This window comes from Serratia sp. 121840015-1 (assembly GCF_053627655.1).
Genome location: NZ_JBSEYF010000001.1, coordinates 301413 through 324710, shown reverse-complemented (window position 1 = coordinate 324710; position 23298 = coordinate 301413). Strand labels below are relative to the sequence as shown.

The following is a 23298-nucleotide window of genomic DNA, read 5'->3' as shown; positions in this document are numbered from 1 at the left end:
CGGGGATTAACGCAGGCCGAGCTGGAAGATCAGGGTTTCCGCCTGGCAGGCGAAGGTGAAATCGGCCTCCAACTGCACGCCGCCGTCAACCGGTTTAATGCTACTGCTGATGTCACAAGGGTCGGATTCTACCGCGCGCGCCTTTTCGCTCAGGGCGGCCAGCATGGCTTCCGCATCTTGTTGATTGCTGAACACCTGGCTGTAGGACGCGGTGCAATCGGTGTTATCCATCACGGTGCCGACATCCACGCAGCAACACGCGGCGGTTTCCTGGGCGCTGCATTTATTAATTGCATCTGACATGATTGGTTCTCCTCAAGGGCCTCGGTTATCAGCCCAAATTGCCGTTTTACTCACCGGCACAAAGCCACAAAATTCTGTAGGTATTTTACGCTTCCGCGCCGGTAATCACTAGCACTTACTTTTACTGGGTGTTTTAAGTGATGGAAATCACAAATAAAAATGAGCGCCTGCTAAGGAATGGTAAGAATTTTGTTATTTACCGCTGGCTTTTTGTTAAGCAGATCTCTTTTTTGATATCAGGTTGGAAATATTTCAAAAACAAACTTGCAACATTTTCACAGGTCAGACCTATACTTCAGCCACTGGTCTGATTTGTCTGAATGATAACGGACCCTACAATCCCGCGCTCCTTGTTACCTTGCGTAACATAGTTTAAATAATAAACACATAATGAGGTTTTGGTCATGAGCCAGAAAAACCTATTGACTAAATCAGCTCTCGCAGCTGCAGTGGCAATTATTTCATCAAACGTGTCTGCCGCAGGATTCCAGCTGAATGAGTTCTCAGCAGCTGGTTTAGGACGTTCGTATTCTGGCGAAGGCGCCATGGCGGATACGGCGGCCTCCGCGAGCCGCAACCCGGCATTGTTGATGATGTACACCCGCCCGGAACTTTCCATCGGCGCGGTCTTTATCGACCCGGATGTAGACATCACCGGCAAATCCCCTTCCGGCGCCAGCCTGGATGCGAAAAACATCGCGCCAACCGCCTGGGTGCCGAACCTGCATTATGTTCACCCGATTAACGATCAGTTCGCCGTAGGCGGATCGGTCACCAGCAACTACGGTCTGGCGACCGAATTCAACGACGGCTACACCGCAGGCGCTTATGGCGGCAAAACCGATCTGGAAACCCTGAACCTGAATCTGAGCGGCGCTTACCGCCTGGATCAACACTTCAGCTTCGGTCTAGGCTTCGACGCCGTATACGCCAGAGCCAAACTGGAACGCTACGCCGGCGAATTGCCGAAGCTGCTTGCTGGTCAAGGCCTGCAAACCGGTCAATTAACGCCTCAGCAAGCCGGGATGATCGCTCAAATTCCTGGCGATACCCAGATTTCTCACCTGAAAGGCGATAAGTGGGGCTTCGGTTGGAATGCCGGCCTGCTGTACGAAGTGGACGAAAACAACCGTTACGGCTTCACCTACCGTTCTGAAGTGAAAATCAAGTTCGACGGCGACTACAAAAGCAGCCTGCCTGCACAGTACAACCCAATTACCCAGGCGCTGGGCGTTGGTCTGCCGTGGGGCACCAGCGGCAGCACCATCCCGGGCTCTCTGGATCTGAACCTGCCGGAAATGTGGGAACTGTCCGGCTACAACAAAGTGGCGCCGCAGTGGGCCATCCACTACAGCCTGGCGTACACCAGCTGGAGTCAGTTCCAGGAGCTGAGAGCCACCGGCAGCAACGGCCAGACCCTGTTCCAGAAGCATGAAGGCTTCCGCGATGCCTACCGCATTGCGCTGGGTACCACTTACTTCTACGACGACAACTGGACCTTCCGCGGCGGTGTCGCCTTCGATGACAGCCCGGTGCCGGCACAGAACCGCTCTATCTCCATTCCGGATCAGGACCGCTTCTGGGTCAGCGCAGGTACCTCTTACGCGTTCAACAAAGACGCGTCGGTCGACGTCGGTGTGTCCTACATGCACGGCCAGAAAGTCACCATCAACGAAGGCCCTTACACCTTCAACTCGGTGGGCAAGGCCTGGCTGTACGGCGCCAACTTCAACTACCGCTTCTAATCTCGCTTGAGAAAGAAGCCAAAGCGCCCCTCGGGGCGCTTTTTTTGCCCGCCGCTTGCCGCCGGCATAAAAAAACCCGCCTGACGGCGGGTTTTCATTGGCGTAACGCCCGTGATTACTGCGAGTCGATCTCGTCCAGTTCGCCCTGAATCGCCTTGGCGTTCGGGTTCTCTTCCGGCTTGAGCGAACCGCCGTTGGCGATGAAATCGTGGCGCTGGAAGTAAGCTTCGCGCACCATGATGTAAGGATCGGAAGAGTTGCGCAGCAGACCATCGGAATCCAGCAGCTGGGCGCGGGTTTCGATCCCCTCGACCACCCACTTGCCCGCCGACATCCAAAAGGTCAGGTAGCTCAGCATCGGATACAGCGTATCCGCAAAGTCGCCGCCTTCGTCACGCAGCGTGAAGCTGCCGTAGCCCGGCAACATCACGTACGGGCCGTAACCCACATCGTAATGGCCCAGCGTGCTGCCGAAGCGATTCGGTTCTTCGCGCGCCAGTTTCGGGTTGGCCATGCCGGCCACGTCGATCAGGCCGCCCATCCCGAGCAGGGTATTCAGGAAGAAACGGTTGAAGTGGATCATCCCGCGGTAAGGATCGCCCTTCAGGAAGGCGTTGACCATGCTGGCCGGCTCTTCCAGGTTAGAGGTGAAGTTGCTGATGCCGTTACGCGCCGGCATCGGCACGTAGTCGCGCCAGGCCACCGCGACCGGGCGCAGGATATAAGGATCCAGGACGTTGTAGTTGAAGTCGAACATCGTCCGGTTAAATCCTTCCAAAGGATCGGAACGCCCTTGCGGATCTTTGTCTGGCGCGCTGGCACAGCCCACCAGTAATACCGTTGCGAATGCCACCCCAGTCAGGCGAAAGTTCATATTTTTCTCCATAAAAACACGTTCGGTCTTATTTTTCATTGACCTGCTTGTTTATCTGAACGCTAACCTGCTCTTTACCGCTGAATGTCTGCAGCGAGCTTTCGCCGAACCAGTCTCCCGGCTGCGGCGTGGCCAATCCGTCCTGTGAGAGGCGCACACGCACCTGCACCTGATGCTGTGCCGAGAGTAGACGCTCGGGCATCATGGCGTTGCTGTCATCCAGAGAGAAAGACAGCGGAAAACGGCTCAGCGGCAATTGTTTTACCGCCACCGGCACCGGGCTGACGCCGTCGGTCACCGAGATGACCAGCGTCCCCTGCGTCGGCAGGGCTTTCGCCGCCTGCGGTGACAGCGAAACGGTCACATTCAGTTTAACAGTTTCTCCGCCGGCCTGGGCTTTTGCTTGTGCAATGCTGCGCTTTATCACTTCCGCGCGCGGATCGTTGGCCGGCAGCAGCTGCAGCATCACCTGCCAGGCGCCTATCGCCTGCTTGAAGTCGCCCTGTTCGAAGGCATTGAACGCCAGCAGGCTCAGCACCCGCGGATCGCCGTGATTTTCCGCGATCATGCGCCGCAACAGCTGCGTCGCCTGCTTGTTATCCTCCGGATCGTTGGATCGCGTCAAGACCTCGGCATAGCCGAGCCGCACTTCCAGACTATTCGGATCCAATTGATAAGCATGGGCAAACGCCTGCGTGGCGGTGGTGGCGTTGTTCAGCGCCATGCCGACCCGCCCCAGCATCATCCAGTCGTTGATGTTGCGATCGTCCTGCTGCAGCGCGGTGCGCAGCCCCAGCCCGAGGCGGGCGATCTCTTCCATGCTCAGCGGTTTGGCGCGCTCATTGGCGACGCGCTCGCGCAATTCCGGCATTTGCGCCTGCACCAGGCGCCAGTCCAGCACCTGCGCCAACCCGCCGGTTTTCAGATAAAAGCCAACGGTCACCGCCAGCAATAACAGCACGCCCGGCACCAGCGCCCAGCGATTGATCGGCTTCGCCTGCGCCGCCTGCTCGACGGGAATGTCGTTCAGCAGATTTTGTTGCAGCTCTTTCACCAGCTCCGGGCGCTCGGCCACCACGCCTTGCTGCTCGTCCTGCTCCAGCTCGCTGAGGCGATCCTGATAAAATGCCTTGTTCAACGCATCGCGCGTGGCGGCGCTCTGCTTGCCGTGGCGCATCGCCGGCACCATCAGCAGCGCGGCGGCACCGGCCAGCAACACGCAAATAATCAGCCAAAAAGCCATTAGGGTTTCTTCCTGTCAGTCTCTTGCAACAGCGCCGCCAGGCGCTGCCGTTCCCGTTCGGAGAATTCATCGTCCACCACCGCGCCAGGCCGGCGACGGGTGCGCAGGATCACCACCGCCCCGCCGATCAGCACGAACAGCAGCGGGCCGATCCACAAGATCAGCGTCGCCGGCGTTACCGGCGGCTCATAGGTGACAAAGTTACCGTAGCGCGCCACCATGTAATCGATGATCTGCTGCTTGCTTTGCCCCTGCATCATCAGCTCGTACACCTTGGTGCGCATGTCGGCGGCGATAATGGCATTGGAATCGGCAATGCTGTTGTTTTGGCATTTCGGGCAGCGCAGCTGTTCGGTCAACTCGCGATACTGCTGCTCCTGATCGACGGAGTTGAAGCGATAGGTATCGATCGCCGCGGCGGCGCTCCAGCTCAGCAGCGCGGCGCACAGCAGGACAATCAGCCTCATGCCTCACCCCCGTACTTTTTATACAGCGGCAGCACTTCCTGCTGCCAAACGCGCTCATTCATGTCGCCGGCGTGGCGATAGCGAATAATCCCCTGGCCGTCGATAAGGAAGGTCTCAGGCGCGCCGTAGACCCCGAGATCCAACCCCAGCATGCCGTCGCCGTCGTATAGGCTGAGGGCATAGGGATTGCCGAGGGAATTCAGCCAGGTCACCGCCTTGGCGCGATCGTCTTTATAGTTCAGGCCAACCACCCGCACGCCACGCGCCGCCAGCGTATTGAGATACTGGTGTTCCGCGCGGCAGGTCGGGCACCAGGTGGCCCAGACGTTAAGCAATATCGGCTTGCCGTCGCGCAGCACCGCCTGATCGTAGGTTTTGCCGGGCTGATCCAGCGATTCCAGCCTGAAGGTCGGCACCGGTTTGCCGATCAGCGCCGATTCCAGCATGGTCGGATCTTCGCCGCCGGCGTTGCGCGTCAGTTGCACCATCAGCGCCGCCACCAGCAGCAGGAAGAGGACCAACGGGATAAACAGCAGCTTACGATTCATGGTTGCGCCTCCAGCTTGCCTTCGCGCTTGAGTTTTTTGCTCATGCGGTAACGCGGGTCGAGGATGCACAGCAGGCCGCCGATCGCCATAAAGACGCCGCCGAACCAAATCCAGCGCACGAAGGGTTTGTAATACAGGCGTACCGCCCAGGAGCCGTCCTCCAGCTCCTCGCCCAGCGCCGCGTACAGATCGCGGCTGAAACCGCCGTCGATCGCCGCTTCGGTCATCATGCTGCGCGCCACGCTGTAGTAGCGTTTCTCCGCGTGCAGCGTCGCCTCCGGCTTGCCGTTGCGCGTGACGTCGATGATGCCGACGCCGCCGCTGTAGTTCGGGCCGCGAATGTCGTGCACGTCGCGGAACACGAAGTGATAGTTGTGAATATCCACGCTGTCGCCGGCCTTCATCCGCACGTCGCGCTCCACGCTGTAGTTCTGGCTAAAGGCGATGCCGATCACCGTCACCGCCACGCCGAGGTGGCCGAGCACCATACCCCAGTGGCTGCGGGACAGCTGGCGCAGGCCGCGCCAGAAACCGTGACGGTGGGTAGCGCGCTCATGCAGCTCCATCAGCGTCAGGATGATCACCCACAGCGCCATGATCAGGCCCACCACCGTCATGCCGGCGATGCTGTCCTGCAGCAGCCACGGCAGCAGGATTGACAGCACCAGCGTCGCCAACAGCGCCACGCCGAGGCGGCGCCACAGCTTGCTCGGCTCATCGCGGCGCCAGCGCACCAAAGGCCCGATGCCCAACAGCAGCGCCAACGGCGCCATCAGCCAGGTGAACATGGTGTTGAAGAACGGCTCGCCGATCGAGATGCTGCCCAGCCCCAGCTGTTTGTGCACCAACGGCAGCAGCGTGCCCAACAGCACCACCAGCATGGCGGCGATCAGCAGCACGTTGTTGCCCAGCAGGAAGGTCTCGCGCGAGAAGGTCTCGTGCTGCACCCGGCTGCGCACCTGGCCGCCCTTGACCGCATACAGCAGCAGCGAACCGCCGATCACGATCACCAGATAGGCGAGGATAAACATGCCGCGCGCCGGATCGGAGGCGAAAGAGTGCACCGAGACCAGCACGCCGGAACGCACCAGGAAGGTGCCCAGCAGGCACAGCGAGAAGGCGGTGATCGCCAGCAACACCGTCCAGGCTTTGAACGTGCCGCGTTTCTCGGTCACCGCCAGCGAATGCATCAGCGCGGTGCCGGCCAACCACGGCATAAAGGAGGCGTTTTCCACCGGATCCCAGAACCACCAGCCGCCCCAGCCCAGCTCATAGTAGGCCCAGGCCGATCCGAGCACGATGCCGAGCGTGAGGAACACCCAGGCCGCGGTGGTCCACGGGCGTGACCAGCGTGCCCAGGCGGTGTCGAGCCGGCCGGCCATCAGCGAGGCGATGGCGAACGCAAAGGCGACCGAGAAGCCGACGTAGCCCATATACAGCAGCGGCGGGTGGAAGATCAGGCCGATATCCTGCAGCAGCGGGTTGAGATCGCTGCCGTCGATCGGGAAATTCGGCAGCGTGCGGGTGAACGGGTTGGAGGTCATGATAATGAACAGCAGGAAACCGGCGGTGATCATCCCCATCACCGACAGCACCCGCGCCACCGCATCCTGCGGCATCGCCCGGCTGCACAACGCCACCGCCAGCGACCAACAGCTCAGCAGCAGCACCCATAACAGCAGCGACCCCTCATGCGCCCCCCAGGTGGCGGCGATGCGGTAATACACCGGCAGTTGGGTATTGGAGTTGGTGGCCACGTAGGCGACGGTAAAATCGTTGACCACGAAGGCGTGCACCAGGCACAGGAACGCCAGCGCAATCGCGGCGAACATGCCGTAGGTCAGCGGGCGGGCGACCGCCATCATGCGGCTGTCTTGCCGCGCCGCGCCCCACTGCGGGTAAATGCTCAGCAGCAGCGCTATCGCCAGCGCCAGGCACAGCAGAAAACTGCCCAGTTCCGGCATCATGACTTGGCGCCCTCCGCCTGCGGCGCGTTATACGCTTCCGCCGGGCCTTTGTGGTTCTCTTTCATCGCGTCGGCCACTTCCGGCGGCGTGTATTTCTCGTCGTGTTTGGCCAGCACTTCGCGCGCATTGACCACGTTGCCCTCGCCCAGCACGCCCTGCGCCACCACGCCCTGCCCTTCGCGGAACAGGTCCGGCAGAATGCCGGTGTAGGTCACGCCGATCGCGCCGCGCGCGTCGTAAATCTTGAAGCTGACCTGCAGCGTATTGGGATCGCGTTTCACCGAGCCCGGCATCACCATGCCGCCGATGCGCAGCCGCTGGCCGACCTCGGGCTTCTCATGATTTTCGCCCTTGCCCTGCAGGATTTCACCCGGGGTATAGAACAGATCGATGTTGGAGCGCAGCGCGTACAGCATCAGGGTCGCGGTCAGCGCGATGCCGATCAGCACAACGATCGCCAGATAAAGGCGGCTTTTACGACGTGGATTCACAATGATTTCTCCCGCGGTGCGGCGGATTTTTGTTTTGATTGTTGCGCATGGCGAATGCGCCGCTCGCGCGCCTGACGGCGGCCGATCTCGGCGAGCAACTGCCGCCGTTGCCAGACGGTGTGCGCCACCAGCCCCAACAGCGAAATCAGCGTGGCGGCGACCGCCAGCCAAACATAGAAGGCGTAACCGCCCATGGCGAAAAACGCCGACCAGGAATCGAACGCGGCATTCATGACTGACGCTCCTTATTCACCAGCCCGGCGACCCACGGGCGCTGGCGCTCCTGGAACAGGATCAGATTGCGCAGGCGCATCAGCGTCAGCGTGACGAACAGCAGCAGGTAACCGAGGATCGCCCAGCGCAGCGGGGTGCGCATGCTTGGCGCGATAGATTGCTGCATATTGGTCGAGCCCTGATGCAGCGTATTCCACCATTCGACCGAAAAATGGATGATAGGGATATTCACCACGCCCACCAGCACCAGAATCCCGGCGGCGCGGCCCGCCAGACGGCGGTCTTCAAAGGCGTTGTACAGCGCGATGACGCCCATATAAAGGAACAGCAGCACCAGCTCGGAGGTCAGACGCGCATCCCACACCCACCAGGTGCCCCACATCGGCTTGCCCCAGGCGGAGCCGGTCACCAGCGCGATAAAGGTGAACACCGCGCCGATCGGCGCCATCGCCGCCACCACGGTATCGGACATTTTCATCTGCCACACCAAGCCGATAAACGCCGCCACCGCCATCGAGGCGTAGATGCCCATCGACCACATGGCCGCCGGCACGTGAATATAAATGATGCGGAAGCTGTCGCCCTGCTGATAATCCTTCGGCGCGAAACCAAAGCCCCATGCCCAGCCAAGCAGCAGGCAGGCCGCCGCCGCCAGCCCCAGCCAGGGGATAAAGCGGCCGCAGACGTGATACAGCCGTTCAGGCCGCGCCAGTTGATGTAACCATTTCCACATTGTCGTCAGTGCTCACGGTAATTTTTATGCGTCGGCCGCCCCGAGCGATCGAAACGGCGAAAATCTTCTGCGGGGTACGCTCTTGTCGGCCTTGCCCCGTCTGTTCATTCAATACGTTAGCTAGTGCACGCTCACTCGCAGCGCCGCCGCGGTGGCAAACGGTGCCAATGTCACGCTGCCCGCAAGCATCGCGCCGAGTATCGCCAGGTAACCGTCGATCGGCATGCCCATCGAGGCGGCGTCGATCGCGCCGGTGGCGAAGATCAGCACCGGGATATACAGCGGCAGCACCAGCAGGCTGAGCAGCACGCCCCCTTTGCGCAGGCCGACGGTCAGCCCCACGCCGATAGCGCCGATCAGGCTCAGCGTCGGCGTGCCGAGCAGCAGCGTCCCCGCCACCGCCAGCCAGGTCTGCATATCGAGCGACAGCAGCAGCGCCACCAGCGGCGACAGGATCAGCAGCGGCAATCCCGTCACGACCCAGTGAGCACACACTTTGCCCAGCACCGTCATCGGCAGCGGCGTCGGCAGCAGCAACAGCTGCTCCAGCGAGCCGTCGAGGAAGTCGTCGCGAAACAGCCGCTCCAGCGACAGCAGCGAGGCCAGCAGCGCCGCCACCCACACGATGCCCGGCGCAATGCGCGCCAGCAGCTGCGGCTCCGGGCCAATCCCCAACGGAAACAGCGTGATCACAATCAGGAAAAACCACAGCGGGTTGACGATCTCCGAGCCTTTACGGCAGGCGATCTTCAGTTCGCGGCGCACCAGGGTCAAAAACATCACAGGCTCCCCGCGTCATGTTCCGCCAAACGAACTTTACCTACCGTTTGGCTGACGCCGGCCAAATCCTGATGGGTGGTCAACAATACCATGCCGCCCCGCTGCGCATGTTGTTCAAAAAGGCTAATCAACTCGGCTACGCCCTGTTTGTCGATCGCCGTCAGCGGCTCATCGAGGATCCACAGCGGCGCCGCGCTGAGCCATAGCCGCGCCAGCGCCACGCGCCGCTGCTGCCCGGCGGAAAGCTGCGCCACCGGCAGATCTTCGTAGCCCACCAGCCCCACCTGCTCCAGGGCGCGCCAGATGGCCGGATGATCGGTTGTGCCGCGCACCGCTTGATAAAACTGCAAATTTTCGAAGGGCGTCAATACGGCTTTGATGCCGGGCTGATGGCCGATAAACAGCAAATCTTGCTGGTAACCCGCACGATCGCGCAGCGTGCTGCGCCCGCGCCAGCACACCTCGCCGCCGTCCGGCCGCGCCAGGCCGGCGAGAATGCGCAGCAAACTGGTTTTGCCCGCGCCGTTCGGCCCTTCTACCTGAATGATATCGCCCGGCTGAACTGAAAAGCTTAGCTCGCTAAACAGGATGCGCTCATCGCGCACGCAACTCAGACTTTTGGCTTCCAGCATCGGGGAACTCATATTTTTCTTTGGGATAGCGAATCATAGCATAAGCCTTTCCCCGCACGCAGCCCGCGGCGGGCGCGCCGACGGGCCAATATGGCGAGCAGGATCAAGAATGCGTGGAAAAAATCGGCGGATTTTAACTCTTGTTACCTTTTTCTGTATTTCGCCGCATTTGGGCCAGGCAACTACGCTTAATGACGTGAACTCACCCTTAATGAGCAGGAGCGACAGCATGAGCGAGCAGCAGCGCCAAGAGCACGAGCCGGATGAGACGATGCAGGTAGAGAGCGAGGAGCAGGAACAGGGCAAGCGCGAAATCGAAGTCAGGGAAGAGAATCTGCCGTCGCGCGCGGCAGCGGTGCATGAACAGATCCGGATGGAAGGCGAAAAAGAGCTGGAGCGCGACGGGCTGGCGCTGCTGTGGTCGGCGATCGCCGCCGGGCTGTCGATGGGTGCCTCGCTGGCGGCGAAAGGCATTTTCCACGCCCGCCTGCCGGACGATCCCAGCCGCTTTTTCATCGAGAACCTCGGCTATACCTTCGGTTTCATCATTGTCATCATGGCGCGCCAGCAGTTGTTTACCGAAAACACCGTCACGGCGGTATTGCCAATCATGCATAAGCCCACGCCGCGCAACCTGCTGATCCTGCTGCGCCTGTGGGGCGTGGTGCTGCTCGGCAACCTGATCGGCACCGGGCTGGCGGCGCTGGCGTTTACCCATATGCCGCTGTTCGACACCGAAACGCGCGGCGCCTTCGTCAGCCTGGGCGAAGAGGTGATGCGCCATACGCCGGGGGAAATGTTCGCCAACGGCATCCTGGCCGGCTGGATCATCGCCACCATGGTGTGGATGTTCCCGGCCGCCGGCGCGGCGAAAATCTGGGTGATCGTGCTGATGACCTACCTGGTGGCGATTTGCGATTTGACCCATATCGTGGTCGGTTCGGTCGAGATCCTGTATCTGGTGTTCAACGGCGCGATTGGCTGGCAAGAATTCATTTACCCGTTCGCTCTGCCGACGCTGGCGGGTAACATCATCGGCGGCACCTTTATCTTTGCGCTGATAAGCCACGCGCAGATCCGCAACGATTTGAGCGCCAAAAACCAGGCCGCGCGTCGGCAAGAGGAAAAGCGGCGCCACGGCGGGGAAAAACCGTGATCGCGGTCGGTTAGCCGAGGAAATTTCGGCGTGAAATGGCGAGGTATTGAGCAAACGCGCCGCTAAGCGCTTATTCTGCGGGTAAAAAAAGGTATAATGCCCCGGCAGCTTCGGTTGCCGGCCCGCAGCGTCCCCGTAGTTAAACGGATATAACAAGCCCCTCCTAAGGGCTAGTTACTGGTTCGATTCCAGTCGGGGACACCATTCTTTCTTATCACGCCATTCCCCATCATCTGCACCCGCAATTCCCCTTTTCCCCTGTTCAGACCCGGTTTCTCACGCGCCTTATGATGGGCATTAATTGAAAAACTTAATATCCGTCGGCGTTGAAATCGTCGCCGCCTGCCCTCTGGCCTGCAACTCGCCCTTTTCATCATCGAAATCGAACAGCGTCACGCTATTGGTGAATACATTCGTCACATAGAGATGGTTACCGCCGGCATCGAAAGCGAGCGCACGCGGCTCAATGCCGCCGGCCTCATAGCGCGTCGGCACGCCTGGCAGACCGTCCCTGCCTATTTTTAATACCAGCAGGTGGTTATCGGTACCGCGATGGGTGGCAATAAGATATCTGCCGCTCGGGCTCAGGATAATGGCCCCACCGCTTTTCGCCTCCGCCGAATCGAGGCCGCCGTTCAGTTTCACTTTCCCTTGCCGCGTCAATCGATTGTCGTTAACGGCAAACGCCTCGATCTCGCCCGCCATTTCGGTGATGACATAGGCATAGTCGCCTGCCGGCGAGAACACCATGTGCCTTGGGCCGGCGCCGGGCGCAAAGGCGACATCGCGCGAAGCATCCGCCTGCAACGGCTGCGCGTTATCCGAACGATAGCGGTAGGCGTGCAGCTTATCGCCGCCGAGATCCGCCGCGTACAGGTATTGCCCATCGCGGCTGAAGGTGGTGGAGTGCGCATGCCCGCCTTCCTGGCGCCCCTGCACGATGCCGGAGCCGGGCGTAAACGGATAATGCTGTACGCGTTCACCCAGCCTGCCGTCGCTGCCAATCGGCAATACCGTCACCCCCGCGCCGCCTTTGGCGACGGAATAGTTGGCGACCAACAGAAACTTGCCGTCCGGGCTGAGGGTGGCATGCGTCGGCTGCCGACCCGCGCTGCTCACCGTATTCAGCACCCGCAGGCTGCCAGCCTGGTCTATCGCCAAGGCGGTCACCGTTCCCGCGTCCTCCTCATTGGTGGCATAGGCGAAGCGGCCATCGCGGGATGTGACGATCCACGACGGGCTTTTCATTTTAAGGGCATCGAGCAGCGTTAACGTGCCGTCGCCATTAACCGCCAGACGATAGAGCCCTTCACTGGGGCGCGTCGGTTTCTGCACCGTTGGCGCATCCGGAATATGGGTCCAGGTGCCGACTAACGCTATTTGATGCTGTTCCCGATTATTTGCCATCGCATTTCCTGAAAACATGAAGAGCGTTAATGCCAGCGCTAATTGAATTGCCTGCCGGCCTAAACCTTTAACGTTCACTCTGCCAAAGGCAGGCAACGTTAAAGGTAGCATAAAGAGCGCGCGGCGGTGTTTATTAATCGAGCCAGAGGATTTTTCTTTACTCATGATGCCTCCTTTCCTCAACACTACGCCACAGGAATAAGTATATCGACATTGATGATCTTACTGTTTAAATGCTCGTGCCTGTATAATTCGATGAAAAAGCTCTCCCTCATTTTGACATTAATAGCCGGCAGATGGGCGTCATAGATACCCTCAAAAAAGGCAATATACTCAGGTAGCTCCCCGATAAAGGGAATGACAATATATTTCCCCATGGGTATATAGAAGTTAAATATGGAATGAAAAACCTCTTGCTCCTTGCCGTTGGCATGCGGCCGCCCCCCTTTTCTTTTTTCTACGCTATAAGTCCTCCCATTTTTACTTAGCCATTTATCATTCGTCTGGGTAATGTCACTGGCATCTCTGTACTTCCTGACGGAGTGGAAAATCAATGCCTTGTACTGCTTCAACATGTCGATATCATCCGGCATGACCGTATGATAAAAATAGGGTTTATTGTCGCTGCCATACGGTGGGATCTGGGTGGAGAAATCCCATCCCCGGCTGTTCCTAAAGCTGTTGGGCGTTTCGCCAAAGAAACGTTTGAATGCCCGCGTGTAGCATTGCTGAGAAGCAAACCCGGATGCCAGGGCAACATCCAATATGTTACCTTGATGCTGTTTGAGCAGGACAGCGGACCGACTCAGCTTTCTATTCCTGATATAAGTCCCTAACGTAATGCCAAAATAATGTTTAAATAACCGCTGTAAATGCCATTTAGAGTAACCCGAGATAATGGAAACCTTCTCAACGGAAAGCCCCTCTATAATATTTTTCTCCATATACTCCAAGACCTGTACAAGAATATCCTTTCTATAATCCATGAGCGCTCCCTGCCTTTATAAAGATTGTGTCCTTTTTATTAAAATCGTTAACCTCTCAAATCAAGTCATTAAGATTAATCCTAAAAAAAATCACCCTGTCAATGCAATTTTTACGGCATAGGAAAAGTCATCATATAAATAACTGAAAATGATCATGTTATATAAATACGCTTGCGAAAAATCCGTGAATAAAAAATGCGTCACGCAAAGTGCATCCATTAAAGATGCATTTGCCCCGCCAGGGTGAATCACACTTTATGTTAATTGTTTTATCTTAAAGTGTTTTTTTACGCTCCACGGGCATGGCCGAATAGGAATTTCATCATCACAAATTAAATCGTGTTTTATTGTTTGGCCGGTTGATAAAACTATTGAGCCGAATACGAAAAAGTATGAACGGTGGCGAAGGAAGATGCGGCGGATAAGCGCAAGATCTTAACCTCGGGCCCGATAATCACAGATCGTCATTGCGAGTTTCTTTTTTATCTTCTCCCGCACGGTGAAGAATCGACGTTTCAACAAACCCTGTTCGATGCCCTATTTTCCCTCCATGTCAATAGGATCGCCACTGGTGCCCCGCTGAACCGCCTCTCCTTCCCTCGTAACAGTGCCGCGTCTGCTTGTGCCACGCTTTATTGCCCAAGCGCAGCAAAAAGCCCGGCTCGCAAAGCCGGGCTTTTCATTCACGGACTGATCAATCAGCCAGGTTGTCGATCTCTGCGGACCTGTGCTTACGCAACAGATACAGCAGCAAAGACACCCGCCGCTCGGTGCGTTCCGGGGTATCCGGCGGCAGGTTGTAGCGCAGGGTATAGCGCTCGTTGTTTTCGTTGCAAAAATCGATGACGAGCACGGGCGCAGAGGCCCCGGCTACTTTTCGATAATTCAGCGAAATGCACGACAGGTTTTTTTTCATCTCAACTTACCGCGAGGGTGCGGCGAGTTGATTCGGCAATCCGCCCCACGCCGGCGCTCAGCGCGGCGCCCAACAGCAGCACCAACAGCGACCCCCATGCGGCGCGCGACAGCTGTTTAGCTGCTTCATCGGCCGCTTCACGCGCTTTCTGCTCGGCCTCAGCCTTGAGTTTCTCCACTTTCTGCACCGCCTGCTGATAAGCCTGAGCGTAGTTATCGACGATTTGGCTCGCTTCATCACGGCTCTTGCCGGTGCGCGCCGCAACGATATTCACCAACGCATCCTTATCAGCCGCGCTCAACGTCGGCTCACCGGACTGCTTGACGCGGTCGAACCACTGCTTGAGCTCGGAGGCGGCCCGCGCCGGATCGGCCGCCGCGTCCATGGCCGATTGCTTGCCGTCGGCGGTCGCCCTATCGGCCTTCTGTTCCAACCGAGCCGGATCCAGTTCTGGCTTGCCGGTCTGCTTGAGCGTGGCGTTCAACTGGTTTTCCAGGCTTCCCCAGTCAAGGCTGATGCCTTTTTTATCCAGCTGTTGCTTGAGGCCTTCGCCCACGTTTGGCGCTGCCGCAGCCAGGCCGCTGCCCGCCAGCGAAAGCCCTTTGCCCACCGCGCTGCCCGCCAGCCCCACCACGCCACTCGCCAATGAAACCACCAGCCAGGTGGTCAGCAAGGTGGTGATCGCCCAGCTCAGCAGGCCATGCAAGCCGCCGCGATTCGGTGCGGTGCGGCCGGCGACGAACGCGCCTGCGGCCAGCGAGGCCAGCGTTGAAACCAGCAGCCAGATCCCGGTGCCGGTGCCAAAGCCGCTCAGCGGGTTGCCCTTTTGCATCATATCCACGGCCTGGGCACCGACAGCCGTACCCAGCACGCTGAAGATCAGATAAGTCACCAGCGCCACGGCACTCCCGGCCAATATCGAGCCCCATGACACCTGAAACGCAAAGCGATTTGATTCATAGACAGTGGTCATCGTTGTTCCTTATATTTTCTGGACAAGTGATTGCACGCACGGCGGATAACCGCGCAGACAAATCCAGTCTGCCGCGCGGCATCGTCGGCCGTCCCGGTTCATTTGCGCCAGAATGACTAGTGCATTCACACCCTGCGAATACGCACGTTATGCACTAAGCTGCTCAGCGAGTAGCGTAACCCGCGGCCCCCGTCAGAGGCCGCTCCCCCTTCTGTCTAGCGGAGAGCACATGAACCCATCCGTCCTGGCCAGCGAAACCCACCGCGGCCACCTGCAGCAAATCATCTCCGGCTTGTCCGACGGCGTGATCCTGACGGATACCGATCAAACGCTGCTTTGGGCCAACGAAGCCGCCTTGGCCATGCATGGCGTGAGCCACCAGAAAGCCCTGGGGGCCAATGCCGACGAGTACGCGGCGCGGTTTGCCCTGCGTTATCGCAACAACCACCCGCTGGCGCTGGAACAGTACCCGCTGAACCGGGTTGCCGATGGCGAGACCTTCACCGATGTGGTGGTGGAAGTTCGGCAGGTCGACGATCCGGACAGCTTCTGGGTACACCGCCTGCGGAGCCTGATTATCACCGATGCACAGGGGCAGCCGGAGCTGCTGGCGCTGATCCTGAGCGACGCGACGGAGTGGGCCAGCGCCGAACAGCGCTTTGAAAAAACCTTCAACGCCAATCCGGCGCCGGCGGTCATTTGTCGGCTAAGCGACCTGCGTTACGTCAAGGTCAATCAGGGGTTCCTCGATATGACCGGTTACCAGCGTGAACAGGTCATGGGGCGTTCGGTCTATGAACTCGACGTGTTGGAACAGGCTGAGCACAAAGAGCTGGCGATTCAGCGCCTGGGGGAAGGCGCAACTATTCCGCAAATGGAGGCCGAGCTGAAACTGCCCGGTGGCGGAAGCAAGCTGGTGGTGGTTGCCGGCCAACCGCTGGACATCAATGAAGACGACTGCATGCTGTTCACTTTTACCGATCTCGAACCCCGGCGTCAGGCGGAATCGGCGCTGCGGGAAAGTGAAGAGCGGTTCGCCAAGACATTTCGCCTGAGCCCGGTGCCGACGTTGTTGTGTACGGCGCACGAGCGGCGCGTGCTGGACGTCAACGAAGCCTTCACCCGCACCACCGAGTACGACGCCGAAGCCTTGATCGGCAAAACGGTCGATGAGATCCAATTTATTGACGATCCCGAGGCGAACCGCCGTTTGTTTGCCGCGCTGGAAAAAAGCGGTAACGTCGAAGGGCTGGACATCCGGGTACGCAAGAAAGGGAGCGAGCCGATCGACTGCGTGGCCTCGGCGGATGCCGTCAGCATTCACAATACGCCCTGCTACCTGCTGGTGCTCATGGACATTACCGAACGCAAACGCTCGGAGCTGGAGCTGGTGAGCGCCATCGAGGAAGTGATGCAGGACGCTTCCTGGTTCAGCCAAACCTTGATTGAAAAACTGGCCAACGTGAAAAGCATCAACCGGCCCGATCAGACCGGATTTAACGCCAGCGATCTCACGCCGCGCGAGCGCGATGTGCTGGAATTGATTTGCGAGGGGCTGCCGGACAAGAAAATCGCGGCGCGTCTCAATCTGGCGCTCAACACCATTCGCAATCATGTCGCGACGGTCTATTCCAAACTGGGTGTGCATAGCCGCAGCGAAGCCATCGTCTGGGCCAGGGAGCGCGGTCTGTTTACCGGCGGGCCGGCCACCAGGAACGGCAAGTAGCCTGCAAATGCACTATCCGTACCGATGCAAACGCCCCTTATAGGCACAACGTGAAGTGCATAACATGGAGGTGCAAATGCAGGCTTTCGCCCTGTGCGGAAGCCAAACGGATCGAACCTTAGGAGCGCATCATAATGAACAGCGAAAAAGCCAATGGCATGATGGAAAAAGTGGCGGGCAAAGCGCAGGAAATGGCGGGCGACGTCACCGGAAACGAACGTTTGCAGGCCGAAGGCGTCACGCGCTATGCAGCGGGCGCGCTGCAAGAAAAATACGGCGACGCCCTGAGCTGCGCCGGCAGCATGATGAAGAAAAACCCCCTCGCCGCATTAGCCCTCATTGCTGGTGCAGGCCTGTTGGCCGGCCTGCTGCTGCGCCGCCGTTGATGCGCGCCGACAAGCATACCGTTTTTCCCTGAATGCCGTGCCCGGAGGGTCACCACCGGGCGCGGTTCCCCAGGTCAAAGAGCAAACGTAGCGAACATGCGGTCTTATCGATTTATTCGCCGGCAATGATGATTAACGGGTACTCCGCGTCGTCACAACGGCGGATTATTATGGTTAAGCCGTTATATCCCTTATTAAATACGGGCCTTTATCATTCAGGTTGTCGCATACCGCCTTTACTCGCCGTTTAACAACCCGCCATTTTATTATATTCGCCCTATTCCCGATTATCATCGCCCTCTCCATCAAAGCGTTCACCGGCTGTTATTTCCGGTTTTTATACGCTCCATCGGTTTACCCTCAACATAGTTAAAACCGCCAGTTTAAAAACCGACTCTATCGGTCAACCTGGGTTTATCCCTCTCTCCATTAGATGTTAACATTGGCGTATTATGCGCACGGAGAAATAGCATGTTCCCCAGTAAAAAACATTCACAGCGGGCCACCCCGCTGACCAGCTATCAATTTTCCCGGTTGCATACTTTCGAATGCGTCGCCCGTCATTTATCTTTTGCGCTGGCGGCGCAAGAATTGTCGATCACCCCCAGCGCCGTAAGCCACCGCATTAATCTGCTCGAAAAGGAGTTGGGCTTCCTGCTATTCCAGCGCTTTCATCGCAGAATTACCCTGACGCCGGAGGGCGAGCGCATGCAATGGGCGCTGGACAGCTCGTTCAACACCTTAAACCAGGAAATTCTGGACATCAAAAATCGCGAGCTGACAGGGACGTTGACCCTCTATTCGCACCCGTCTCTGGTGCAATGCCTGCTGCTGCCGCGCATCGGCGACTTTATCGCCCAGCACCCCACCATTCACCTCAACATTCTGACCGGGCAGGAGATCATCAACCTGGCCAACCGCGGCGTAGACTTGGCGATGTACTTCGGCAAACTGCCCTCGGGGCGGCATCTGGACGAGGCTTTTATGCAGGAATCGATGGTGCCGATCTGCACGCCGCAGTATGCCGCCGCACATAGCCTGTACGATGCGCCGGAAAACCTGGCCCACTGCACGCTGCTGCACGATCGCTACAACTCCGGCGAAGACGAGTGGCAAACCTGGTCGCAACACTTTGCGCTGGGGCTGGATACCGACAGCAAGAGCATGGAGTTCGACCGCTCCGATCTCGCGGTGCTGGCCGCCACGCGGCACCTTGGCGTCGCCATGGGGCGGCTCAATCTGGTGCAGGACTGGATCAAAAGCGGCGAGCTGATCATTCCGTTCACCGACATGACCGTGCCCTGCGAGCACTGCTATTTTACCTCGACCATCTCCGAGCGGCAGTGGCCGAAAATCCTCGCGTTTAAGCAGTGGATCATGAAAATCGCCCCTCTGGTCTGATGGCCAGAGGGTTAGCGCTCTATTTTGGGGGAATAAGAAAAACGCAGCGCGCAGGCGTAGAGCCGGCCGGCCTTTGAATAAGAGATATATTTGCGGTTTTTATCCCAGGTAAGCAGGGAATTATTGGCAAAATAATAAACCTCCAATTGCATCCCATTAGCCAACCTCGACCAGCCTCGGCTTCTTATCACGGTAAAATCACCGTTATCGCTGAGCGTGATCAGCGGCACGCCCCAGGCATAGCGGGATATTTGCAGCTGGATAATGAATTGGCTTTCGCAGCTTATTTGGTAGTTCTGTACATCAACATCCATAATTTATATTTTGGGTGCCACCCTTCGGTCAAAATAAATAAGATAAGAACAACTCACCACGATTAATCCCAGCACGATCAGCACAGCCCCCAATACAAACTCAATTTGCAACGGCTCGCCGAGAATCACGCCCCCCGCCAGGATACCGAATACCGGCGTCATAAAGGTGAGAATGCCCAGTGAGGAGGCCTGATAACGGCGCAGCAGTGAAAACCAGATCAGGTAGCTGAAAAACGACACCACCACGGTCTGGAACAGCAGGCTGTACCAGGCCACCGGGCTCAGAGTGAAATGCAGGTTTCCCGTCGCCAGCGCCGGCAACGACAACAGCACACAGGCGCCCGTCAGCTGGCACAGCAGCGTCTGTTTGGCCGGGCACTCCGCCAGGCGCGTGGTGCGGATCACCAGGGTAGAGGCTCCCCAGGCGATCCCCGCCAGCAGGCCGTAGAGATCGCCTTTCAGCCGTTCGGCTCCGCCGCTTCCCTCAGCCATGCCCGATATGGCCAGCACCACGCCGCCAAAGGCGATGAGCATGCCCAGCCACTGCACCGGCGACAGGCGCTCCTGAGGAAGGAGAAAATGCAGGCCAAGGGCGGAAAACAGCGGCGCGGTGTACAAAAACACCGCCATATGCGAGGCGCTGGTGTAACGCAGCCCTGCGGAGACAAAAAAGAACTCCAGCGCGAACAATGCCCCCACGCTCAAACCGGCGCACAGCGTGGCGCGATCCCAGGTGAAGCGCTCGCCGCGGCCGCGCGCCAGCAGGTAAACCGCCAACGCGGCGAGACCCGAGCGAATGGCGATTTGCAGCACCGCCGACACATCCGGCTCGGCGGCCTTGATTGCCACCTGTTGCATTCCCCAGATGGCGCATAGCATCACCATCGCGGCGGCAGCCCTGCCGTCGATTCCGATTCTCGCATTCATAATAGGGTTCTCGCCACCGTGAGAATAATAACGGGCAACCGTCGCGTTATTCTTTATAAACCACGATTTCCTGATAAAGTTTAATAACCTCACCATCGCTATCGACAGAGTCGGTATATTCCGTTTGCTGCGCCAAATGAATCACCCTCCATCCTTTACGCGCTAATTCAGGGATCGTCAGGCGCCCCACGCCGCGGCAGGTGAACAGGGTGTCATCCGACAACCTAAGCTTACTAACCTCTGCATAATCATACGCTTGAGAATGACAAACGTGCGACTCCGCCGCCATCGCCGGCAGTGAAAACAGCCCCACTAACAACATTAACAGGTTTCTCATGGCGACCTCCCAATCGCTTATTCATGCCGGCCGATTACGCAGACAAAGGCTGACGTTAATACACCGGTAAAAGGCTCAAATTAATTACCTCTTGCACGGATGAAATTACAGGCTGGCGCCGGTGACTGACAAATGAAAAATATAAACCTTGGCGTTAAATGAATTCATCCGAATCGAGAAACATGAACAGCGGCCCTTTGCACCGCACGGAATGGTCAAAAACCGGCCAATAATTAGCAAGAAAAGTAATTATTTATGTCCCTGTTTATGTTACAAATGCCGCCCGCCGCTAAAACACCAAAAAAAACCGTCAAAATGCGCAAAAACGCAGCGTTCTGCGCAAAACATCGGCATGGCGGCGCTGATGGGGGCGGTCATACATAAAACAGGGATAACACATGGCAATGAAATTGCGCGTATTGACTCAAGCGGTGGCGCTGGGTCTGGCGATCGGCAGCGCGTCGTTCGCCGCTCAGGCGGAAATCACCCTGCTGAAGCAGGATCCACAGGCCGGTGATCCGCTCAGCCGCCTGAACTTCACCGTTGGCGGCAGCATCCGTCCGCAGTTCAACAACATGACGGGCGACGGCGACAAAGGTTCCTACAAACGTAACGGCTTTGACGGCGGCACCCGCTTCCGTTTCGCGGCGGACTACTACCTGTTCGACGATATCAGCTGGATCAGCTACTACGAGCTGGGCGTAAACATTCCGGCGCTGTTCGACTGGGATCATCACTATGCCGACGGCGCGAGAAACACCAGCCGCCGCATGCTGTACACCGGCCTGAAAAGCAACACCTGGGGCCAGATGACCTTCGGCCAGCAGAACAGCGTTTACTATGATGTGGTTGGCGCCAAGACCGATATCTGGGACTACGACATGTTGGCCCAGGCGCCGGGCAACGGCATCAACGGCGACTACGACGGCTCTTACCGTTCACGCAAAATGCTGAAGTACAAGAACCGCTTCGGCGATGCGGACGTTTATGCGTCGTACCTGTTCAGCGACAGCGACTACCTGCCGGGCAACGGCCTGCGCTATAAGCGCAAAGGCGGCGGCTCACTGGGCGTGGATTACCACATCACGCAGGATCTGACCTGGGGCACCGCCTGGAACTACACCCGCGCCGAAATGCGCAACCCGTCCACCAGCGGCAGCAAGAGCTACGATCAGAACATCGTCGGCACCGCCCTCAGTTGGAAACCGGACAACTGGACCCTCACCTTCGGCGGCGGTTACTACCACGACTTCCTGACCACCAAGAAAGCCGACGTCAACAATTACTTCGCCGGCGATGCGTGGGGTATCGAATACCTGGCCGGTTATACCGTGCCGGTTGGCCAGTACGCGGTGAAATCGGTGATGCCGTACTTTATGGGCGATCGCCTGGAATACGTCACCGGGCGCAACTACCAGCGCATCGACAACGGCCTCGGGGTTACCGTGCAGTTTGACTACGGCTTCCGCGTTGACGTAGAGCACGTGCTGACATCGAGCACCGACAACCTCGGCGATATGACCGTGGTGCGTCTGCGCTACGATTTCTGATTGCTCAGAACGTAAAAAAGGCCGCGCAAGCGGCCTTTTTCGTTTATGGGCGCAGCGTCAGAAACCGCCGCGCGCCGAGCGCCCTACCGCTTCGCCCAGCTGCCATACCGCCATGGCGTAATGGGTGCTGTGGTTATAGCGGGTGATGGTGTAGAAGTTCGGCAGGCCGTACCAATACTGGTAGCCGGTGCCGACGTCCAGCCGCAGCAGGCTGGCTTCCTGGTTATCCCCGAGCGATCCCTGCGGGCTCAGGCCGGCTTCCGCCAGCGCGGTGACCGAGTAGCGGGTCTTGAAGCCGTTTTCCAACCCCGGCGCCTGGCCGTTGGCCTGAATCGCGACCGGCTCGCCTTTGGACCAGCCGTGCGCCTTGAAGTAATTGGCCACGCTGCCGATGGCATCGACCGGATCCCACAGGTTGATATGGCCATCGCCGTTGAAGTCGACCGCATAGCTCTTGAAGGAAGAAGGCATGAACTGCCCATAGCCCATCGCGCCGGCGAAGGAGCCGCGCAGCTCGAGCGGATCGTCGCCTTCGGTGCGCGACATCAGCAGGAAGGTTTCCAGCTCACCGGCGAAGTAATCGGCGCGGCGCGGGTAGTCGAAGGCCAGCGTCGCCAGCGCATCGATAATGCGGGTTTTACCCATTACGCGGCCCCAGCGGGTCTCCACGCCGATAATCCCCACGATGATCTCCGGCGGCACGCCGTACACCTGCCAGGCACGCTGCAGCGCATCCTGATATTGATTCCAGAACACCACGCCGTTTTGCACGTTATCCGGCGTGATGAACTTGTTGCGGTAGCGCAGCCAGGAGCCATTCGGCCCGGTTGGCCCCTGGGTCGACGGCGTCGGCGCCTGCCTGTCCATCAGCCGCAGAACCGAATCCAGGCGCCGTGCCTGCGCCAGCACGTCGTGCAGTTGCTGCCGATCAAAGCCGTGTTCCTGCACCATCTTATCGATAAAGCGCGCGGTATTCGGGTTATTGGCGAAATCACCACCCAGCGGCGCGCCGCTGTGCGCCGGGCTCAGCAAAAAGCCGCCCTTTACCGGGGTGCCCTGCGGCGTAGCGGTGGGACTGGGTTTCGGCGTGCTGCTACAGGCAGCAAGCAAGGTAATCAGCGGTAAAAGCGCAACCAGGTGACGCATCGGATATCCATATAACCATGCAAGAGATAAGTGGGAGTTATGTTAATGCATTGTTC

Annotated in this window: 25 protein-coding genes and 1 tRNA gene; 7 read left to right on the top strand and 19 right to left on the bottom strand. The window is 58.5% G+C overall.

The window, feature by feature from the left end; genetic code table 11:
- Positions 1-6: 6 nt before the first annotated feature.
- The gene (locus ACUXAC_RS01560) at positions 7-303 is read right to left on the bottom strand and encodes a YfcZ/YiiS family protein (protein ID WP_072145088.1); all 297 of its coding nucleotides are present in this window, start codon (positions 301-303) and stop codon (positions 7-9) included.
- Between the two features lie 404 nt (positions 304-707).
- On the opposite strand from ACUXAC_RS01560, the gene fadL reads away from it, so the two are divergent.
- Positions 708-2048: a long-chain fatty acid transporter FadL gene (fadL, locus tag ACUXAC_RS01555; RefSeq protein ID WP_087763423.1), complete on the top strand. Its 1341-nt coding sequence runs from the start codon at positions 708-710 to the stop codon at positions 2046-2048.
- 115 nt (positions 2049-2163) lie between these two features.
- Here the strand turns inward: fadL and mlaA are convergent, their stop codons facing one another.
- The 10 genes from mlaA to ccmA all read right to left on the bottom strand — a co-directional run bounded on the left by mlaA (position 2164) and on the right by ccmA (position 10017).
- The gene (gene mlaA / locus ACUXAC_RS01550; protein WP_049200138.1) at positions 2164-2922 is read right to left on the bottom strand and encodes a phospholipid-binding lipoprotein MlaA; all 759 of its coding nucleotides are present in this window, start codon (positions 2920-2922) and stop codon (positions 2164-2166) included.
- A 28-nt stretch (positions 2923-2950) separates the two neighbouring features.
- The gene (gene ccmI, locus ACUXAC_RS01545; RefSeq protein WP_343181814.1) at positions 2951-4165 is read right to left on the bottom strand and encodes a c-type cytochrome biogenesis protein CcmI; all 1215 of its coding nucleotides are present in this window, start codon (positions 4163-4165) and stop codon (positions 2951-2953) included.
- Positions 4165-4632, bottom strand: coding sequence for a cytochrome c-type biogenesis protein (locus ACUXAC_RS01540; protein ID WP_421115231.1), 468 nt, complete (start codon positions 4630-4632; stop codon positions 4165-4167). Before ACUXAC_RS01540 ends, ccmI begins: the two co-directional genes overlap by 1 nt.
- Complete coding sequence (locus ACUXAC_RS01535) at positions 4629-5180, bottom strand: DsbE family thiol:disulfide interchange protein (RefSeq protein ID WP_033653726.1); 552 nt, start codon at positions 5178-5180, stop codon at positions 4629-4631. The genes ACUXAC_RS01540 and ACUXAC_RS01535 overlap by 4 nt, the downstream gene beginning before the upstream one ends.
- Entirely contained in the window at positions 5177-7147 is a 1971-nt protein-coding gene (locus tag ACUXAC_RS01530) for a heme lyase CcmF/NrfE family subunit (protein WP_039564915.1), read from the bottom strand. Before ACUXAC_RS01530 ends, ACUXAC_RS01535 begins: the two co-directional genes overlap by 4 nt.
- Positions 7144-7638, bottom strand: coding sequence for a cytochrome c maturation protein CcmE (ccmE, locus tag ACUXAC_RS01525; RefSeq protein WP_004936264.1), 495 nt, complete (start codon positions 7636-7638; stop codon positions 7144-7146). Before ccmE ends, ACUXAC_RS01530 begins: the two co-directional genes overlap by 4 nt.
- Positions 7635-7871, bottom strand: coding sequence for a heme exporter protein CcmD (gene ccmD / locus ACUXAC_RS01520; RefSeq protein ID WP_004936267.1), 237 nt, complete (start codon positions 7869-7871; stop codon positions 7635-7637). The genes ccmE and ccmD overlap by 4 nt, the downstream gene beginning before the upstream one ends.
- Positions 7868-8605, bottom strand: coding sequence for a heme ABC transporter permease (locus tag ACUXAC_RS01515; RefSeq protein ID WP_004936270.1), 738 nt, complete (start codon positions 8603-8605; stop codon positions 7868-7870). The genes ccmD and ACUXAC_RS01515 overlap by 4 nt, the downstream gene beginning before the upstream one ends.
- 120 nt (positions 8606-8725) lie before the next feature.
- Positions 8726-9385: a heme exporter protein CcmB gene (gene ccmB / locus ACUXAC_RS01510; protein ID WP_025303731.1), complete on the bottom strand. Its 660-nt coding sequence runs from the start codon at positions 9383-9385 to the stop codon at positions 8726-8728.
- Entirely contained in the window at positions 9385-10017 is a 633-nt protein-coding gene (gene ccmA, locus ACUXAC_RS01505) for a cytochrome c biogenesis heme-transporting ATPase CcmA (protein ID WP_060419962.1), read from the bottom strand. Before ccmA ends, ccmB begins: the two co-directional genes overlap by 1 nt.
- 229 nt (positions 10018-10246) lie before the next feature.
- Here ccmA and ACUXAC_RS01500 point away from each other — a divergent pair, with 229 nt between their 5' ends.
- Together ACUXAC_RS01500 and ACUXAC_RS01495 are read left to right on the top strand one after the other, a co-directional pair.
- Positions 10247-11173: a formate/nitrite transporter family protein gene (locus ACUXAC_RS01500; RefSeq protein WP_421115230.1), complete on the top strand. Its 927-nt coding sequence runs from the start codon at positions 10247-10249 to the stop codon at positions 11171-11173.
- 129 nt (positions 11174-11302) lie between these two features.
- A tRNA-Arg gene (locus tag ACUXAC_RS01495) sits at positions 11303-11377 on the top strand.
- Positions 11378-11470: 93 nt separating this feature from the next.
- On the opposite strand, the gene ACUXAC_RS01490 is transcribed toward ACUXAC_RS01495, so the two are convergent.
- The 4 genes from ACUXAC_RS01490 to ACUXAC_RS01475 all read right to left on the bottom strand — a co-directional run bounded on the left by ACUXAC_RS01490 (position 11471) and on the right by ACUXAC_RS01475 (position 15455).
- Entirely contained in the window at positions 11471-12745 is a 1275-nt protein-coding gene (locus ACUXAC_RS01490) for a lactonase family protein (RefSeq protein ID WP_225529451.1), read from the bottom strand.
- 20 nt (positions 12746-12765) lie between these two features.
- Positions 12766-13566 carry a helix-turn-helix domain-containing protein gene (locus ACUXAC_RS01485; RefSeq protein WP_225529450.1) on the bottom strand — a complete coding sequence of 267 codons (801 nt, stop codon included), beginning with the start codon at positions 13564-13566 and terminating at the stop codon, positions 12766-12768.
- 694 nt (positions 13567-14260) lie between these two features.
- The gene (locus tag ACUXAC_RS01480; protein WP_004936288.1) at positions 14261-14482 is read right to left on the bottom strand and encodes a hypothetical protein; all 222 of its coding nucleotides are present in this window, start codon (positions 14480-14482) and stop codon (positions 14261-14263) included.
- Between the two features lies 1 nt (position 14483).
- Positions 14484-15455 carry a YrzE family protein gene (locus ACUXAC_RS01475; RefSeq protein ID WP_038876539.1) on the bottom strand — a complete coding sequence of 324 codons (972 nt, stop codon included), beginning with the start codon at positions 15453-15455 and terminating at the stop codon, positions 14484-14486.
- A gap of 229 nt (positions 15456-15684) precedes the next feature.
- Between ACUXAC_RS01475 and ACUXAC_RS01470 the strand changes: the two genes are divergently transcribed.
- From ACUXAC_RS01470 to dsdC, 3 genes are all read left to right on the top strand, one after another.
- Positions 15685-17181 carry a helix-turn-helix transcriptional regulator gene (locus ACUXAC_RS01470; RefSeq protein ID WP_421115228.1) on the top strand — a complete coding sequence of 499 codons (1497 nt, stop codon included), beginning with the start codon at positions 15685-15687 and terminating at the stop codon, positions 17179-17181.
- 134 nt (positions 17182-17315) lie between these two features.
- Entirely contained in the window at positions 17316-17567 is a 252-nt protein-coding gene (locus ACUXAC_RS01465) for a CsbD family protein (RefSeq protein ID WP_100396445.1), read from the top strand.
- A gap of 471 nt (positions 17568-18038) precedes the next feature.
- The gene (dsdC, locus tag ACUXAC_RS01460; RefSeq protein WP_033648097.1) at positions 18039-18968 is read left to right on the top strand and encodes a DNA-binding transcriptional regulator DsdC; all 930 of its coding nucleotides are present in this window, start codon (positions 18039-18041) and stop codon (positions 18966-18968) included.
- Positions 18969-18979: 11 nt separating this feature from the next.
- Here dsdC and ACUXAC_RS01455 read toward each other — a convergent pair whose 3' ends face one another.
- From ACUXAC_RS01455 to ACUXAC_RS01445, 3 genes are read right to left on the bottom strand one after another with little or no spacing between them, the layout of a single operon-like run.
- Positions 18980-19282 carry a hypothetical protein gene (locus ACUXAC_RS01455; RefSeq protein WP_159318352.1) on the bottom strand — a complete coding sequence of 101 codons (303 nt, stop codon included), beginning with the start codon at positions 19280-19282 and terminating at the stop codon, positions 18980-18982.
- Positions 19283-19285: 3 nt separating this feature from the next.
- A complete protein-coding gene (locus ACUXAC_RS01450) occupies positions 19286-20209 on the bottom strand; it encodes a DMT family transporter (protein WP_070915258.1) in 924 nt (307 codons plus the stop codon).
- 46 nt (positions 20210-20255) lie between these two features.
- Positions 20256-20546: a hypothetical protein gene (locus tag ACUXAC_RS01445; protein ID WP_049200124.1), complete on the bottom strand. Its 291-nt coding sequence runs from the start codon at positions 20544-20546 to the stop codon at positions 20256-20258.
- 398 nt (positions 20547-20944) lie between these two features.
- Between ACUXAC_RS01445 and ACUXAC_RS01440 the strand changes: the two genes are divergently transcribed.
- Positions 20945-22096, top strand: a complete 1152-nt coding sequence (locus ACUXAC_RS01440) for a porin (protein WP_038876548.1) — start codon at positions 20945-20947, stop codon at positions 22094-22096.
- A gap of 57 nt (positions 22097-22153) precedes the next feature.
- Here the strand turns inward: ACUXAC_RS01440 and mltB are convergent, their stop codons facing one another.
- The gene (mltB, locus tag ACUXAC_RS01435) at positions 22154-23242 is read right to left on the bottom strand and encodes a lytic murein transglycosylase B (RefSeq protein WP_038876549.1); all 1089 of its coding nucleotides are present in this window, start codon (positions 23240-23242) and stop codon (positions 22154-22156) included.
- Between the last annotated feature and the right edge of the window lie 56 nt (positions 23243-23298).

What these genes read in the sequence shown, in the direction of transcription:
- ACUXAC_RS01560 (WP_072145088.1), bottom strand. Translation starts at nt 303, where the DNA reads ATGTCAGATGCAATTAATAAATGCAGCGCCCAGGAAACCGCCGCGTGT.
- fadL (WP_087763423.1), top strand. Translation starts at nt 708, where the DNA reads ATGAGCCAGAAAAACCTATTGACTAAATCAGCTCTCGCAGCTGCAGTG.
- mlaA (WP_049200138.1), bottom strand. Translation starts at nt 2,922, where the DNA reads ATGAACTTTCGCCTGACTGGGGTGGCATTCGCAACGGTATTACTGGTG.
- ccmI (WP_343181814.1), bottom strand. Translation starts at nt 4,165, where the DNA reads ATGGCTTTTTGGCTGATTATTTGCGTGTTGCTGGCCGGTGCCGCCGCG.
- ACUXAC_RS01540 (WP_421115231.1), bottom strand. Translation starts at nt 4,632, where the DNA reads ATGAGGCTGATTGTCCTGCTGTGCGCCGCGCTGCTGAGCTGGAGCGCC.
- ACUXAC_RS01535 (WP_033653726.1), bottom strand. Translation starts at nt 5,180, where the DNA reads ATGAATCGTAAGCTGCTGTTTATCCCGTTGGTCCTCTTCCTGCTGCTG.
- ACUXAC_RS01530 (WP_039564915.1), bottom strand. Translation starts at nt 7,147, where the DNA reads ATGATGCCGGAACTGGGCAGTTTTCTGCTGTGCCTGGCGCTGGCGATA.
- ccmD (WP_004936267.1), bottom strand. Translation starts at nt 7,871, where the DNA reads ATGAATGCCGCGTTCGATTCCTGGTCGGCGTTTTTCGCCATGGGCGGT.
- ACUXAC_RS01515 (WP_004936270.1), bottom strand. Translation starts at nt 8,605, where the DNA reads ATGTGGAAATGGTTACATCAACTGGCGCGGCCTGAACGGCTGTATCAC.
- ccmB (WP_025303731.1), bottom strand. Translation starts at nt 9,385, where the DNA reads ATGTTTTTGACCCTGGTGCGCCGCGAACTGAAGATCGCCTGCCGTAAA.
- ccmA (WP_060419962.1), bottom strand. Translation starts at nt 10,017, where the DNA reads ATGCTGGAAGCCAAAAGTCTGAGTTGCGTGCGCGATGAGCGCATCCTG.
- ACUXAC_RS01500 (WP_421115230.1), top strand. Translation starts at nt 10,247, where the DNA reads ATGAGCGAGCAGCAGCGCCAAGAGCACGAGCCGGATGAGACGATGCAG.
- ACUXAC_RS01490 (WP_225529451.1), bottom strand. Translation starts at nt 12,745, where the DNA reads ATGAGTAAAGAAAAATCCTCTGGCTCGATTAATAAACACCGCCGCGCG.
- ACUXAC_RS01485 (WP_225529450.1), bottom strand. Translation starts at nt 13,566, where the DNA reads ATGGATTATAGAAAGGATATTCTTGTACAGGTCTTGGAGTATATGGAG.
- ACUXAC_RS01480 (WP_004936288.1), bottom strand. Translation starts at nt 14,482, where the DNA reads ATGAAAAAAAACCTGTCGTGCATTTCGCTGAATTATCGAAAAGTAGCC.
- ACUXAC_RS01475 (WP_038876539.1), bottom strand. Translation starts at nt 15,455, where the DNA reads ATGACCACTGTCTATGAATCAAATCGCTTTGCGTTTCAGGTGTCATGG.
- ACUXAC_RS01470 (WP_421115228.1), top strand. Translation starts at nt 15,685, where the DNA reads ATGAACCCATCCGTCCTGGCCAGCGAAACCCACCGCGGCCACCTGCAG.
- ACUXAC_RS01465 (WP_100396445.1), top strand. Translation starts at nt 17,316, where the DNA reads ATGAACAGCGAAAAAGCCAATGGCATGATGGAAAAAGTGGCGGGCAAA.
- dsdC (WP_033648097.1), top strand. Translation starts at nt 18,039, where the DNA reads ATGTTCCCCAGTAAAAAACATTCACAGCGGGCCACCCCGCTGACCAGC.
- ACUXAC_RS01455 (WP_159318352.1), bottom strand. Translation starts at nt 19,282, where the DNA reads ATGGATGTTGATGTACAGAACTACCAAATAAGCTGCGAAAGCCAATTC.
- ACUXAC_RS01450 (WP_070915258.1), bottom strand. Translation starts at nt 20,209, where the DNA reads ATGAATGCGAGAATCGGAATCGACGGCAGGGCTGCCGCCGCGATGGTG.
- ACUXAC_RS01445 (WP_049200124.1), bottom strand. Translation starts at nt 20,546, where the DNA reads ATGAGAAACCTGTTAATGTTGTTAGTGGGGCTGTTTTCACTGCCGGCG.
- ACUXAC_RS01440 (WP_038876548.1), top strand. Translation starts at nt 20,945, where the DNA reads ATGGCAATGAAATTGCGCGTATTGACTCAAGCGGTGGCGCTGGGTCTG.
- mltB (WP_038876549.1), bottom strand. Translation starts at nt 23,242, where the DNA reads ATGCGTCACCTGGTTGCGCTTTTACCGCTGATTACCTTGCTTGCTGCC.